This window comes from Corynebacterium sp. HMSC077G07, assembly GCF_001809225.1.
GTDB classification, from domain to species: Bacteria; Actinomycetota; Actinomycetes; order Mycobacteriales; family Mycobacteriaceae; genus Corynebacterium; species Corynebacterium jeikeium_D.
The window spans coordinates 65064-79524 of record NZ_KV796550.1; the positions used below are offsets into that span (position 1 = coordinate 65064).

At 59.4% G+C, this 14461-nt stretch carries 13 protein-coding genes; 6 read left to right on the top strand and 7 right to left on the bottom strand.

Annotation, left to right across the window (positions count from 1 at the left end; genetic code table 11):
* Positions 1–103 precede the first annotated feature (103 nt).
* The 5 genes from HMPREF2562_RS09990 to trmB form a co-directional block, all read right to left on the bottom strand.
* Positions 104–1630, bottom strand: a complete 1527-nt coding sequence (locus HMPREF2562_RS09990; protein WP_070549948.1) for a peptide MFS transporter — start codon at positions 1628–1630, stop codon at positions 104–106.
* An 87-nt stretch (positions 1631–1717) separates the two neighbouring features.
* On the bottom strand, positions 1718–2089 hold the full coding sequence (locus HMPREF2562_RS09995; RefSeq protein ID WP_016421636.1) for a DUF3054 domain-containing protein: 372 nt from the start codon (positions 2087–2089) through the stop codon (positions 1718–1720).
* Positions 2090–2151: 62 nt separating this feature from the next.
* A complete protein-coding gene (locus HMPREF2562_RS10000) occupies positions 2152–3195 on the bottom strand; it encodes a lysylphosphatidylglycerol synthase transmembrane domain-containing protein (RefSeq protein ID WP_070549949.1) in 1044 nt (347 codons plus the stop codon).
* A 59-nt stretch (positions 3196–3254) separates the two neighbouring features.
* Positions 3255–3938: an NYN domain-containing protein gene (locus HMPREF2562_RS10005; protein WP_005510460.1), complete on the bottom strand. Its 684-nt coding sequence runs from the start codon at positions 3936–3938 to the stop codon at positions 3255–3257.
* Positions 3939–3942: 4 nt separating this feature from the next.
* Positions 3943–4791 carry a tRNA (guanosine(46)-N7)-methyltransferase TrmB gene (trmB, locus tag HMPREF2562_RS10010; protein WP_224433347.1) on the bottom strand — a complete coding sequence of 283 codons (849 nt, stop codon included), beginning with the start codon at positions 4789–4791 and terminating at the stop codon, positions 3943–3945.
* Between the two features lie 324 nt (positions 4792–5115).
* On the opposite strand from trmB, the gene HMPREF2562_RS10015 reads away from it, so the two are divergent.
* The 6 genes from HMPREF2562_RS10015 (at position 5116) to HMPREF2562_RS10040 (ending at position 11236) form a co-directional block, all read left to right on the top strand.
* Positions 5116–5658, top strand: coding sequence for a hypothetical protein (locus tag HMPREF2562_RS10015; protein WP_070429905.1), 543 nt, complete (start codon positions 5116–5118; stop codon positions 5656–5658).
* Positions 5640–6668 (top strand): hypothetical protein, encoded by a 1029-nt coding sequence (locus HMPREF2562_RS10020; RefSeq protein WP_070549950.1) that lies wholly within the window; start codon positions 5640–5642, stop codon positions 6666–6668. Before HMPREF2562_RS10015 ends, HMPREF2562_RS10020 begins: the two co-directional genes overlap by 19 nt.
* A 34-nt stretch (positions 6669–6702) precedes the next feature.
* Entirely contained in the window at positions 6703–7128 is a 426-nt protein-coding gene (locus HMPREF2562_RS10025; protein ID WP_070549951.1) for a DUF6802 family protein, read from the top strand.
* A 298-nt stretch (positions 7129–7426) separates the two neighbouring features.
* Positions 7427–9262 carry a phosphoenolpyruvate carboxykinase (GTP) gene (locus HMPREF2562_RS10030; RefSeq protein ID WP_069359740.1) on the top strand — a complete coding sequence of 612 codons (1836 nt, stop codon included), beginning with the start codon at positions 7427–7429 and terminating at the stop codon, positions 9260–9262.
* Positions 9263–9374: 112 nt separating this feature from the next.
* Complete coding sequence (locus HMPREF2562_RS10035; protein ID WP_070549952.1) at positions 9375–9848, top strand: Rrf2 family transcriptional regulator; 474 nt, start codon at positions 9375–9377, stop codon at positions 9846–9848.
* Positions 9849–10039: 191 nt separating this feature from the next.
* Positions 10040–11236, top strand: a complete 1197-nt coding sequence (locus HMPREF2562_RS10040; RefSeq protein WP_070549953.1) for a globin domain-containing protein — start codon at positions 10040–10042, stop codon at positions 11234–11236.
* 115 nt (positions 11237–11351) lie between these two features.
* On the opposite strand, the gene HMPREF2562_RS10045 is transcribed toward HMPREF2562_RS10040, so the two are convergent.
* The gene (locus HMPREF2562_RS10045) at positions 11352–12458 is read right to left on the bottom strand and encodes an NAD(P)H-dependent flavin oxidoreductase (RefSeq protein ID WP_070549954.1); all 1107 of its coding nucleotides are present in this window, start codon (positions 12456–12458) and stop codon (positions 11352–11354) included.
* A 109-nt stretch (positions 12459–12567) separates the two neighbouring features.
* Complete coding sequence (gene betA / locus HMPREF2562_RS10050) at positions 12568–14307, bottom strand: choline dehydrogenase (RefSeq protein ID WP_070549955.1); 1740 nt, start codon at positions 14305–14307, stop codon at positions 12568–12570.
* Between the last annotated feature and the right edge of the window lie 154 nt (positions 14308–14461).

Genomic DNA, 14461 nt, shown 5'->3' on the forward strand with positions numbered 1-14461 from the left:
CGGCATGAGGTGACATAGGTGTCGTGAAGTGGGGAGGAGGGGGAGGGGCGTGGGCGTGAGCGTGGGCTGTGCCAGAGCGAGGGGCAGCCCTACGGAGCCAGCCCTATCGGACGTCGACGAACTCCTTGACAATCCACTTGCGCAGGGCGAGCAGAATCAAGCCCAGGACAACCGAGGCGATACCCAGGGTGATGAAGAAGGTGTTCTCAGCAGCGGCATCCTCATAGTTGTAGAAGCCGGCCAGGGTGCCTGCCAGCGAAGTACCCATAGCGACTGCCATCAGCCAGACGGCCATCATGCGCGACGGGAATGCTGCCGGAGCGACCTTGGTAGCAAGGGCGTTGCCGACCGGGCTCAGCATGAGCTCACCCATGGTGAACAGGAAGAGAATCCAGATAATCGCATACAGCGGAGTGGAGTTCTCACCGCCACCGGAGAATGGGATGAAGAAGAACAGCGAGATACCGATGATGATGTTGGCGACACCGAACTTCACTGGGGTGGACCACTGGCGGTCACCAAGCTTGGACCAGGCGGCTGCAAAGACCATCGAGAAGGCGATGATGAAGATCGGGTTGATCGAGTTAATCCAGGCCGGGGACATTTCCCAACCGAAGATCTCGCGGTCGAGGCGGATGTCCGAGTAGATGGCCAGCACCGTGAACTGCTGCTGGAAGATACCGAAGAACAGCACGCCTGAGACGAACATCGGGATGAAACCGACCAGGCGAGTCTTCTCCGATTTCGTCGTAAGTGGCGAGGAGTACATCTGCCACCACAGCACCACAGCGGCGATCAGTGCAATCACTGTGACCACAGTGGAAAGAGTCGTGACCGGAACAATTCCGGTGGAAACCAGCGTAACCGAGACAACAGTGATGACCACTGCAATGCCAATCCATACCGGGTACTGCTTCTTCGGCAGTGGGTTCGGAATCTCATGGCCGGCCTCGGCGATGGTGGACTTGCGCATCAGGATGTACTGAATCAGACCGGCAGCCATACCGATAGCGGCCAGGCCGAAGCCCCAGTGGAAGCCCTTCATTCCCCAGATCCAGCCGGTGAGCAGTGGGCCGAACAGGGCACCGATATTGACGCCCATGTAGAAGATGGAGAAGCCGGCGTCACGACGCGGGTCGTCCTTGGCGTAGAGCTGACCCAGCACGACCTGTGCGTTGGTCTTCACGCCGCCGGAGCCGATTGCGATGGAGACAAGGCCAATAGCCAGGCCAATCACGCCGGGGATGAATGCCAAGGAGATGTGGCCAAACATGACCAGGATGGCGGAGTAGAACAGTGTCCGCTCCGAGCCAAGGATACGGTCGGCAACCAGAGAGGCAACGAGTGCGGCCATGTAGACAAGACCGCCGTAAGCACCGACGATGGAGGTAGCAGCACCCTTGTCCAGGCCGAGACCGCCCTGAGTGGTCTCGTAGTACATGTAGAAAGCCAGGATGGCCTGCATGCCGTAGAAGCTGAAGCGCTCCCACATTTCGATGCCGAAGAGGTTGGCGAGACCCCACGGTTGGCCCATGAACGTGCGTTCTTCGCTGGACCCTGCGGGGTTGTGAGTTCGTTGGGTCTCAGCAGTTGGTTGATTGCCGAGAGCCTCGTCTGAAGATTTGTCCATTCTTCAATTATCGAGGCGGAGTGCAAAAATTAAAAACCAGATTTAGTCAGTGAACTAAACCGAAGGGTTAGGGACGGGTCCGAAGGCTTAGTCCAGAGACTTACGAGCAACCGCATTCGACGCTGCTCGCCAACCCAGCAGCAGCAAGGCGCTCATGACTGAGGCAACCAGAATGAAGGACCAGTGCGGGACTGCCGAATTGCGGGTGGCCCACACAGCTAGGCCGACGACGACAGTGCCGAGCCACACAATTGCGCCTGAACTCACTGCACGCGGGTTCGGCTCGTTCTTAATCAGCGCGGTGCCCAGGAGGACACCGAATGCGAACGGCCACCAGGTATCGAGGATATTGATGAAGGTAAAAGGATCCTCGGGAGTGTTGTGAGCCAGACGTGCCAACACGGCGAAAATAAAGATGGCGAGGATGTCAATCAAGAACGTCGATACGCGTGTGTTCATGCTTCTTAGTCTAGCGACCCCTCAGATTGGTGGGTGACCAGCGACCAGCGGCGAGGAAGCCATTAGCGGTCAGCGACTGGCTGATGCTCGGGCTGATCCTTGTGGTCGAAGCCGAGGGCGTAGATAATCCAGCCCACAATTGCCACCAGGACGAAGGAAACGATGCGGTAGACCAGCACCGCTGCAAAGGCCTCGGCGCCGGTGGTGCCGCCTGCGATGAGAGCCGCGGTCAAAGCGGCCTCGACAGTGCCGATGCCGCCCGGTGTGGCCTGGATGAAACCCGCGAGCTTGCCGGTTACGAAGGCCAGCAGCACCTTCGTAGCGGAGATGTCATCGACACCAACGGCCCGGATGGCGGCGTAGAGACAGACAATTTCCGCCACCCAGTTGATAAAGGACCAGGTGAAGGAAAGAGCTAAAGTTTGCACGGGCAACTTCACGCTGGTCAGCTGTTTGACGGACTCTTCAAGTCGGTCGACATCGGTGTCCGCGGGCTTCTTTCGAATCTTGTTAAAGACACGCAGACACCACGCGCCTGTCTTGTTGAGAAAAGCCGGGTTCTGCGAAATCCGCCACAGCAAAATGGTGGCTAGTAAAACCGCAATTGCCATAGCGATGAGCACTGCGGTCGTGCCACCCTGTCCGACGAAGAAGAGGCTGCCAAGCCCCAGAAATGCCAGACCTAAAAACGACAACGCGCCCGAAAAAAGCACGAACCAGCTGACAAGGACCGCGGATGCGCCCCACTGCATCATGCGCTTAATCTGCAGCGCCGTGGAGAATACGGCACCACCGGGAACGGTGACCGCCCACGCGTTGGATGCGAGGGTTAGCGCATTGGTGCTACGGCGAGTGGCTGCTTTTACGCCTCCAGCTCGCAACAGCAGACGCATCACTTCCGCCATCGCGTAGAGCGAAAAAGCCACGGAAAAAATGGCGATGAACAGCCACTTAGCATCGACATCCGCAAGGATTTGGAGCCCCTGGACGACGCTGTCCCAGTTTCTTACCGTCAGGACGATACCGGCAATCACGAGGGCCACGAGGATTATCGATCGTAGCCAGCTCGAATTGCCGGTTTTGAGGACTTTTTTAAGTCGTGACATAAATAAGAAGCCTGTTCGTCTTCCTGTTCGTCTCCCTAGACGTCGCCGCGGTGGTCTCCCTAGTCGTCGTTCTTGCCGTCGCGCTCCTTGAGCAACGACGTGAGCGGACGGAACGGCTGCAGCCACGCACCGCCATCAGGCAGGCGGTCGAGATCGATACGCGGTAGCGGCTCGCGGAAGACGCCCTTGATTTCCTCCAGGTCAACGAAGCGAATCGCATCGGAGGCCAGCGCCCAGGAAGCGTGCTCGTGAAAACCGATGACGGTTACCCGAATCCCCTCGGATGCGAGCTTTTCCAACAGCTCCTGGAAATTCTGGCCATCGGCGGACGCAACGACGACACTGCGCAACACGCCTTCGTCGTAACGCCGTTGGATGTGCGCAATCATGTCGGGGTCAACGTCGGTGTCCTCTTCGATCTTCGGCTTTGCGAAGACCGCGAAACCGACATTGCGCAGAGCCTCGACCCAGGGGCGGACAATCTCCGCTGAGCCCGGGTTGACGTTGGTGAACACCGTGGCCTCGGGGAGGACGTCGGAACCGATTTTGTGGGATACGCGCTCGGCTTCGTCGATAAGCCATTTGCCCACGGCGTCGAAGCGCGGGCGGTGTGCGGCGGTCGGGCGGGATCCCAAAATGGCGCCGAGCCCCATGTCCAAGTTCGGGGCGTCCCACACGAGTAGTGCGGTCGGGTGCGTCTCAGTGGTGTTGTAGCTGGCAGAGGTGTTTTGGGTAGTGCTCATGTTCCTATGCCTCTTTCTTGCGCCAGATGAACTCGTGGATGTCGTGGTCGAGGTTCAGGCCGCGGGCTTCGAACTTGGTCGTCGGTCGGTCGAGAAGCATGGGGGATTCCGGCCAGGGCCAGGCGATAGGCTCGAGCGTCGGCTCGACCTCGCGGAGCTCCTCGATCCACTCTGCGTAGTCCGCATGGTCGGTGGCGGCGTGGAAAATGCCGCCGGGCTTCAGACGCGAAGAAATCAGGCGCAACGTGCCAGACTGCACAATGCGGCGCTTGTGGTGGCGTGCCTTCGGCCACGGGTCCGGGAAGAACAGGCGCACGCCGGCCAGCGACTCCGGCTCGATCATGCGCTGCAAAACCTCGACGCCGTCGCCGCGGACCATGCGGATGTTCGACACCTCATTGCGCACGGTGGCGGAGAGTAGTTTCGCCAGGCCAGGGCGGTAAAGCTCAACGGCGATGATGTTGTGGTCCGGTTCCTGCGGAGCCATTGCCACGGTGGACGTGCCGGTGCCGCAGCCAATCTCGACGATGGTCGGTCCCTTGCGACCGAACCATTCCTCCACGTCAATGACTTCGTCGGAGAGGACCTTGCCGTACGTGTCCCAGTTGTCTTCCCAGATCTTTTCCTGGTTGGGAGTCAAAGTGCCACGGCGGAAGGACAGATTGCCGATGCGCGGGTAGTCAAGACCATCGTCGAATTGGGTCTTTTCCGGACGACCTGCAGGCAATTCGCCCTTTTTCGGCTGGCGCTCATGCGGTTGTTCCGCCTGCTCGTCTGCGCGAGTTGGCAATGGTTCGGATTCCTGCGAAACCGCAGGCTGTTCGATATTTTCAGAAAAATCAGAAGTAGTCACGTTCCCTATTGTCCACGACATCGGCCAACTATCCAATCATTGCCCCTAGGATTTTTGTTGTTGTCCTGGCGGTTTCACGCCGGTTGACGATGCCGCGTCGTCCTGAATAGGCGGCACGGCGGGGAAAGTTGTTTTGTCGACTTGCCGAATCCGCGGTCCGCTGTAGGCTGAACGCGAAGCCGCGCTTATTCGTTTGTTGAAGCGGTGCTTGGGGTCTGCCTAGCGCAGCGTTTCAGGGCGCGGAATCTGGCTCACGGGCCGTATGGGGGTTACGCAGGTTTTAACTAAACCACGCAGGGGATTTATGGGAGGGGACTAGGCCGGATGGACCTTATTTCCGCAACCGATGTCACGGAAACAACACAGCCGTCAACGGGATCTACATCGTCGTCGTTGCGCGCTGCCGTGGTGGACTGGCTGTCATCACGGCAGGCCGCGCACTCGGACACCGCTAACACGAGCGGCGCGGAGGTGTGCGTCGCCAAGGCGCTTGAGCGCGAGAAACGGCCACCGATAATCTGCGCACGATTGCGCAGGGGCGTGCGTGAAACCGCTGTGCGCGAGGCATTTTCGCAATGTCACGCGGAGCTGGCCGACAAGCTGTCCGCCCCTGTCGCGCTGGTCATCGAGCAACAACCGATTCGCCATTCGCTTGCCGACGAGTATTGCGACATCACCACAAACGAGACAGCTGAACACACCTTTTTGTTCAGTTCCGCGTTGCGGAAGATTGCTGAACGCTACGGTGCGGAAGGCGGATCACGCAATGATGACGGGCTACTCGCAGTGCAGTTGACTGAGATCGCGGCAGCCTTTCCCGCGGCTAGAGACAGCCTGGAGGAGTTGCTATGGCAACACCGGACGTAGTTGAGCCACGCCCGGTCTCGGCGGAGGGGTCTGAGCAGCCACCGCTCCTTGTCACCAAAGCCGGGGACGCGGCGGACCGCGCGGACTTCTCGCAGATCGTTGACACTGCGACGCCGCCACGTCGGCTGGAGTTTGTGGATAAACGCAGCGCCGTCGTGCTCTATGTTGCAGACAGCGAGGTGCAGCCCACGCGGGAGTGCGTCAGCACGGTTGCAGCAATTAGCCAGGCCACCGGCCGCGTTGCAGTTGGTCTGATTGGCAATGGTGAGTATGCCGAGGCCTGGCGTCAGGAAATCGACAGCACAATCCCGATGGGTGCGCTGGACGAGAGGATGGCCAGAACCCTGGTTCTGCTGGCAGAAGGCCCGCCCAGAAACTCGGGGGAAACACTGAGTGCGCGCCGGGCTCGAAACGTGCGAGCTCAGCTGGCGCAGGAGCGATCGCGCGGAGCCGGGGCGGCGGCGCGATTGCAGCGGAAGATGCAGTTGGCAGCTGAGAGTGCAGTGCGGGATGCGCTCCAGGAAGTGGCTGACGGCCCCGCGGGTGACCAAGCGGAACTTCAGGGCCGTGCCGAAATTGCAGCGACGCGGCTGCAGCAGCGGGGTGGCGACGAATTGGGTCTTCGTGTGGAAGTCTCAGTGCCCGCTCCAGCAAGCCCAGCTCGCCCCAGTTATGCCATGGACGCTCTGGTGGCGGTGGCATCGCTTGGCGTGGCGGTCGGCGCAGTGCGGATCGTCCACGGATTGCTGATGTGGATTGGGGTGCCGACGCTTGCGGCGCAGCTGGTCGCACTTGCAATAGGCCTCGGTGTTGCGGTGGCGGCGATGGGTGCAACGATTCGTCGTAACGCACGCCAACGCACCGCGCAGTGGCGGGCAAATTATCTTGCCCATCTGCGGCGAAAATGGACACAGTCCGTGGAGATGACGGTGCGCGAAGCCATTGGTGCGCGGGGTCCGGGATGGCGAATAGAGCAGCTGGCGGAGTACACCGGAACGCCTGCACGATAGCTGTGACAGCGAAGAGAAATAGGGGGATATCACGATGGATGAGTTTTCTTTACTGCAGTACTTTTCCGATCAACCCGCGTCCGATGGCGGGGTGGAGGCGCGTTCGCCCGCTACGCCGTGTGGTTTGGAGGCGGCGACACCGATTGATGGGCAGTCGGTGGACGTTGGTGGCGCCGGGCTGGTTGTGGAGGTCGATGGGCAGCTCTACGACCTCGGCGACGACGAGGGGTCAATTACGCTTGCCGACGATTCCGGGTTGTCAATCTATTCAGATCTGGACGGTGACGGCACGGTGGATCACGTTACGACGGTCCGTTTTGACGGCACTTGGGAGTCTTGGAGCAGTGATGATGTGAGGGCTGCTGACGCGATGGGCGAAGCAGCAGTGGAACCGGCATCAGCCGCGGGGAAGTGGGATGCGTACTCATGGGAGCAATCCGCTCGGGGCAGCTGGGACTAACGACTTTGGAACCACGGTGCGCGGGGGTACCCGTGTCTCGGTTGCTTACAAATGGGGGTAACTGCACCCAAAGGGTTAATGGTTGTAAATTTATGTGGTGAGGCTGGCCTTATTCACTGGTTATGGCCGTAAATGAACAGGTCGCAAGAATGGGGCGAGGAAAATTATTTGTTGTAAAGCTGTGATGTAACGGCTTGCAAATGCGGGAACAAGCCGATTGTCGATGTGGGGCCCGGCAACTTTCGGTATCCCCCGGTAGCCTTAAATTAAGACGCGAATCAATGAGTCAGGAGAACTGATGTCCGCACCTTCTATTCCTGGTCTCGAGGGCCAGGCCCCGACCGAGAACGCCGAACTGCTGCGCTGGATTGCTGAGGTCGTAGAACTGACCCAGCCAGACAAGGTTGTCTTTGCTGATGGCTCGGAAGAAGAGTGGAACCGCCTTACCCAGGACCTGGTTGATAAGGGAACTCTTATCAAGCTGAATGAGGAAAAGCGCCCGAACTCTTTCCTTGCCCGCTCTAACCCGAAGGACGTTGCTCGTGTGGAGTCCCGCACGTTCATCGCTTCTGAAAAGGAAGAGGACGCTGGCCCGACCAACAACTGGGCGGATCCGGTCGAGCTGAAGAAGGAAATGACCGAGCACTACCGCGGTTCCATGAAGGGCCGCACCATGTTCGTCGTTCCGTTCTGCATGGGTCCGATCACCGACCCGGAGCCGAAGCTGGGTGTTCAGCTGACCGACTCGGAATACGTGGTTCTCTCTATGCGAATCATGACCCGCATGGGTCAGGATGCCCTGGACAAGATTGGCCCGGACGGAGACTTCGTCCACGCTCTGCACTCCGTTGGCGCTCCGCTGGAGGAGGGCCAGGAGGACGTTGCATGGCCGTGCAACGATGAGAAGTACATCACCCAGTTCCCGGAGACCAAGGAGATTTGGTCCTACGGTTCCGGCTACGGCGGAAACGCCATCCTGGCCAAGAAGTGCTACGCACTGCGTATCGCTTCGGTCATGGCCAAGGAAGAGGGCTGGATGGCTGAGCACATGCTCATCCTGAAGCTCACTAATCCGGAGGGCAAGGCCTACCACATCGCCGCTGCATTCCCGTCTGCATGTGGTAAGACCAACCTGGCTATGCTGACTCCGACCATCGAGGGCTGGAAGGCCGAGGTCGTCGGCGACGACATTGCATGGCTGAAGTTCGGTGAGGACGGTCGCCTGTACGCTGTTAATCCGGAGAACGGCTTCTTCGGTGTTGCGCCGGGCACCAACTACTCCTCCAACCCGAACGCCATGAAGACCATGGAGGCCGGTAACACCCTGTTCACCAACGTCGCACTGACCGACGATGGTGACGTCTGGTGGGAAGGCATGGAAGGCAAGCCGGATCACCTCATTGACTGGAAGGGCAATGACTGGACTCCGGATTCCGACGAGCTGTCCTCGCACCCGAACTCCCGTTACTGCACCCCGATTTCGCAGTGCCCGGTCGCCGCACCGGAGTACGACGACCCGCAGGGTGTCCCGATCGACGCCATCCTGTTCGGTGGCCGCCGCCCGGACACTGTGCCGCTGGTAACCCAGGCACTGTCCTGGAACCACGCAACCTTCATCGGTGCAACCCTGGCTTCCGGCCAGACCGCTGCTTCCGCTGAGGCCAAGGTCGGCTCCCTGCGTCACGACCCGATGGCAATGCTGCCGTTCATTGGCTACAACGTCGGTGACTACCTGCAGCACTGGATCGACATGGGCGCCAAGGGCGGCGACAAGATGCCAGAGGTCTTCCTGGTCAACTGGTTCCGCCGTGGCGAAGACGGCCGCTTCCTGTGGCCGGGCTTCGGTGACAACTCTCGCGTTCTCAAGTGGATCATCGACCGCATTGAGGGCCGTGTTGGCGCCAAGGAGACCGTTGTTGGTCACACCGCTAAGGCAGAGGACCTGGACCTGACTGGCCTGGACATCGACTTTGAAGATGTCAAGGAAGCCCTGAAGGCACCGGCTGCTAAGTGGCAGGGTGACCTGCCGGACAACGAGGAGTGGCTGAAGTTCCTCGGCGACCGCGTTCCGCAGGAAGTCTGGGACGAGTTCGAGGCTCTGAAGGCTCGTATCGAGAAGAGCCTGCAGGACTAAGATCTTGCTAGCTAGCCTTGCTAAAAGCTAGAACATAGAACCACCCCCTTGTTGCCCGAAGTGGCTGGCAAGGGGGTGGTTTGTGCAGTACAACGATGAAGGGTGACACGCAATGCAATTAACGCTTTTCTCTGATTTGAGCCTGCGTGTCATCACTTTGATGGCGATGGGGGAGCCGGGGCGCAAGTACACCGCTGCCGAGGTGGCGGAGTCTCTCAATGCGTCTCGCGCGCATGTTTCCAAGGTTGTCTCACGACTTGTGGAGCTCGGCTTCTTGGAGGCGGTCAAGGGGCGCAATGGTGGCATCTATCTGCGCGAGTCGGCTACGGAAAAATCCGTCGGCAAGCTGCTGCGCACTTTGGAAAACAACGAGGTCGTCGATTGTGTCGGCACTGACTGCCCATTACTGCCGACGTGCCTGTTGCGTGGCAAGTTAGCGGCTGCGCAGGAGGCGTTCTTTGCCGCACTGGATCCAGTGTTGATTGCTGATCTCATTCCGCCCAAATCGGCTAATGGTGTGGATGCCAATCGCCCCGAGGGAGGCGGTCCGCAGGGGAGTACCCAGCTCAATATTCGTCCGGTTTAGGTGCAGAGCTGAAGGCCTGACCGCGGGTTGAAAAAGCTAAAAATGGTGCTGTCGAAGTTTTCTGGTGAAGTTTTCGACATTGCCATTTGTGCAGTTCAAGACGGGTAAAACTCAACCGCATAGAGTAGTTAGGGACACCATTGGGTGATAATACGCAAACGGAATGCGCAATATGGTGTTATTGTGAAGTCATGCCAAACCTGAATGTCAACAAGAACGGCCTGACCCCAGAGCAGGCTGAAGTCATCACCCAAACCCTGCCCGTTGTCGGTGCCAACATCGAGAAAATCACGCCGAACTTCTATAACCGGATGTTCGCTGCTCACCCGGAGCTCATTGCCGATACCTTCAACCGCGGCAACCAGAAGCAGGGTGCTCAGCAGAAGGCGCTGGCGGCATCCGTCGCTACCTTCGCAGCTACCCTGGTCGACCCAGATGCTCCCGCCCCGGAAGAACTGCTTTCCCGTATCGGGCACAAGCACATCTCCGTTGGTATCAAGCCGGAGCAGTACCCAATCGTACACAAGCACCTCTTCGATGCCATCGAGGAAATCCTCACCCCAGAGGTCTTTCAGGGAGCTGTCCGCGATGCGTGGGATGCCGTCTACCTGGAGATGGAGCGTGTTCTCATCAACTTCGAGAAGGGGCTCTATGACGACCTCGGTGTCGAAGCAGGCGATGTCTTCCGCGCCGCTCACGTCGTCTCCCGTGAAGAGCGCGGTGATGACGTCGCAGTGTTCTCCGTCAAGCTTGACGACGAAACCCCCGTTTCCTACCTCCCAGGACAGTACATCTCTGTGCGCCAGACCATGCCGGACGGCGCCGGCCAGCTACGGCAATACTCTCTGGTCGGCGGCGAGGAAGGTGTTCTGACCTTCGCGGTTCGTCGTGTCGATGCCTCCGAGGACCTGCCGGCTGGCGAAGTTTCCACACAGCTGTGGGAAAAGGTGCAGCCGGGCGATGCCATCGAAATTTCTCTGCCTGCAGGTGACCTGGTGTTGGATACAAAGTCCGATGACCCGGTAGTGCTCATTTCCGCAGGTATTGGCGCCACCCCCATGATCGGCATGCTGGATGCCCTGGTGGCCGCCGACTCTAAGCGTGATGTTGTCGTCCTCCACGCGGACCGCGCCGAGAACACCGACGCACTGCGTGCAGAACGCAATAACGCAGTCTCTGCGCTAGCCAATGCCCGCCAGCAGGTGTGGTACGAGCCGGATTTGATGAATCTGGCTGATACGGAGCTGCCGGAGGGTGCTCAGTTCTACCTCTGTGGTGGCAATGGTTTCCTGCAGGCCATTCGCCAGCAGCTCGCCGATCGCGGTATTGACCGCAATAACGTTCACTTCGAGCTGTTCAGCCCGAACGATTGGCTGCTCGACGCCTAACGCCACAACTGCGCCGTCGGCATAAAAGCCATCGTCACAAATAAAGCCGAATGACCAGCCACGATGTATGCCCGGGGCTGGTCATTGTGCTGTTTGTAGCTTCGGTGGCTTCGTATTACTCGGCTGAGCCGGAAAGCTCCGTAACAACCTCGCCCGCAGTTTGGTTCTCGCACTGAGAAAAAGCAATACCCGCCCATAAGTTGAGATATTCTGGATCGCCGGCCTGATTCGCGGTACCACGGATTGGCGTGGTCAAGTAGTGCAATTGCGGATAAAGTTCCGGCGCGACCCTAGAAAACTCCCGGGTAAACGTGTTCTCAATTGCCCGCGCGGGCTTGCCGGAAAAGGCGTGGGTCAAAACGGTGCCGCGCTCCGTGAGCTCACGCAATGCCCGTCGGTGCGTCTCCTTCGTACCCGCCTCTGCGGTGGTGAGGAACCGTGTGCCAACTTGTACAGCTGTCGCACCAGCACCCAAAAGCTTGACGACGTCCTCTCGGTTACCCACCCCACCAGCGGCGATGATGGGTGCATCGGTAACTGCACTCGCCTCGGTGACTGCTTGGGCGAGCTTCTCTACAGAGGCCCCAATGTTGTCGGACGAGTCCTTGCCCTTCACGAATGCGCGGTGTCCACCCGCAGCTAATCCCTGCAGAACAATGCGATCAGCGCCAGCCGCAGCCGCCGCCCGCACCCCCTCAATTGAGGTCGCATTCAGCACCACTTTGCGGCCAGATTCCTTTACCCGAGCAACGAATTCTTTATCTGGATAGCCAAAGGTGAAGGAGACGAACTCCAGCGCGTCGGGGTTGGGCAGAAAATCATCAGCGAGAATTGCCTCGACTTTCGCCGAGAAGTAGTCATCTGACCAGGTCGGAGCATCGGGCAAGTCGATGTCGAAGTGGTCTGCTGCCGGTGCTAAGTGGCCGCGAAACGTGGTCCACTGCGCAAGCCCCTCCTCGGAGGTTCCGCCACCGGCGTCAGCCGTGTTGGGGCAGAAGAGGTTGATGCTGAAACCTTTGCCGTCGTCAAGCAGCGCGCACGTCTGCCGTGCCTGTTCAGTGAGCTTTTCAACAGTGAGATAGCCGGCGGCAAGCGTGCCAACCCCACCAGCATTGGAAACTGCAGCGACGAGTTCGGGCGTGGATGGACCACCGGCCATCGGAGCCAAGATGATTGATGAGCGTCGTAGGTTTTCGGGTGATTGCGAGGTTGTGCTGCTCATAGGGCGAGAGTAACACTAAGGCCGGATTCCCCCATGTGGGAGAACCCGGCCAATGCCGACGAACGGCGTTGCGCAATAGACTCCGCGCTACCCGCTACCGCCTCAAGAACTACTTATTGTTCTCCGGCGGATCCAGCGGCATACCTTGGCCGGCGCGGTAGAACGGAATGTCCTGCGGTGCCAGCGGAGTCTTGCCGGCGATGAGGTCAGCAGCCTTTTCGGCAATCATCATGGTCGGTGCGTAGATATTGCCGTTGGTGATGCCCGGCATGACCGAAGCGTCAACCACGTAGAGGCCCTCGGTGCCGTGAACCTGCATGGTTTCCGGATCGACCACGGCCATCTCGTCGGAGGCCGGACCCATCTTGCAGGTGCAGGATGGGTGCAGTGCGGTCTCGGCATCCCTGCGGACCCACTCGAGAATTTCCTCGTCGGTCTGCACATCTGCACCCGGGGAAATCTCGCCGTCGGTGTACTCCTTCATTGCCGGGGTGTCCAGCAGCTTACGGGAGACCTTGACAGCCTCGACCCATTCACGGCGGTCCTGATCAGTGGACAGGTAGTTGAACAGAATCGACGGCTTGACCTTGATGTCCGAGGAGGTGATGTGGACATGGCCACGGGCATCCGAGTACATCGGGCCAACGTGGAACTGGAAACCGTGCGGGCTATCGATCTTTGTGCCGTCGTAACGCATGGCCAGCGGCAGGAAGTGGAACATCAGGTTCGGGTAGGGCTCGTTGTCGTTGGAGCGAGCGAAGCCGCCACCCTCAAAGTGCGACGTCGCCACCGGGCCCTTGTGGGTGAGCATCCACCACAGGCCAATGAACGGCCAACGCCACTTCTCCAGGTACGGCTGTGAAGACACCGGCTGGGTGGCGTTGTACTGAATGTAGACCTCCAGGTGGTCCTGCAGGTTCTCGCCGACGCCAGGCAGGTGCTTGACGACGTTCACTCCAGCAGCATTCAAGACCTTCTCATCGCCAATGCCGGAGACCTCGAGCAGCTGCGGAGAGTTGAAAGCGCCACCGCAGAGGATGACCTTGTCTGCTCGCACCTGACGTGTGCGACCCTTCCAGGTGTACTCCACGCCGACGGCCTTGGTGCCCTCGAAGAGAATGCGGGTGGCTTCTGCGCGGGTGCGAAGCTCCAGATTTGGACGCTGCAGAGCCGGGTGCAGGTATGCGCGAGCTGCGGAGAGGCGACGGCCCTTGTCGATGTTCGCGTCGAAGGGGCCGAAGCCCTCCTGGCGGTAGCCGTTGACGTCCGGCGTGTAGTTGTAGCCGGCCTGCTGAACAGACCTGAAGAAGGCCTTGAACAGCGGAGAATCGGCCGGACCGCGCTTCATGCGCAGCGGCCCGTCGTGGCCACGGCGCGGGTCGTCCTTGTCGGAGCCGAGCGCATTTTCCATGCGCTTGAAGTACGGCAGAACGTGGTTCCAGCCCCAGTTCTCCAGCCCCTTGGTGTCGCCCCACTTGTCGTAGTCCATGGGGTTACCGCGCTGGTAAATTTGGCCGTTGATGGAGGAGGAGCCGCCGACGACCTTGCCGCGGGCGTGGTAGATGCGGCGACCGTTCATCTCCGGTTCCGGCTCGGATTCGTACTTCCAGTCGTAGTACTTGTTACCGATTGGGAAGGAGAACGCCGAAGGCATGTGAATGTAGAGATCCCAGAGGGAGTCCATGCGGCCGGCCTCGAGTACGAGCACCTGCTGAGTGTGGTCTGCGGACAGCCGGTTAGCCAGCACAGAGCCGGCAGAGCCCGCGCCAACGATGACGACGTCGCGGTGTTCGACTGTGGTGTTGCCATTCTTTTTACCGAAGTTGAAGACAGCCGGGAAAGCTCCCATGTTCTGGTGTACCTCCGTAGGTTGTTTGCCGATGTATATCGGAATGGTTTTCAAGGACTGTGATAAGCCCCGATAAGCCCCAAGTAATATTTAAAGGCGGGCCCTATATATTGATATTGGAATAAGTGGCCGGAGGCGTATCTCAAATCCCCTT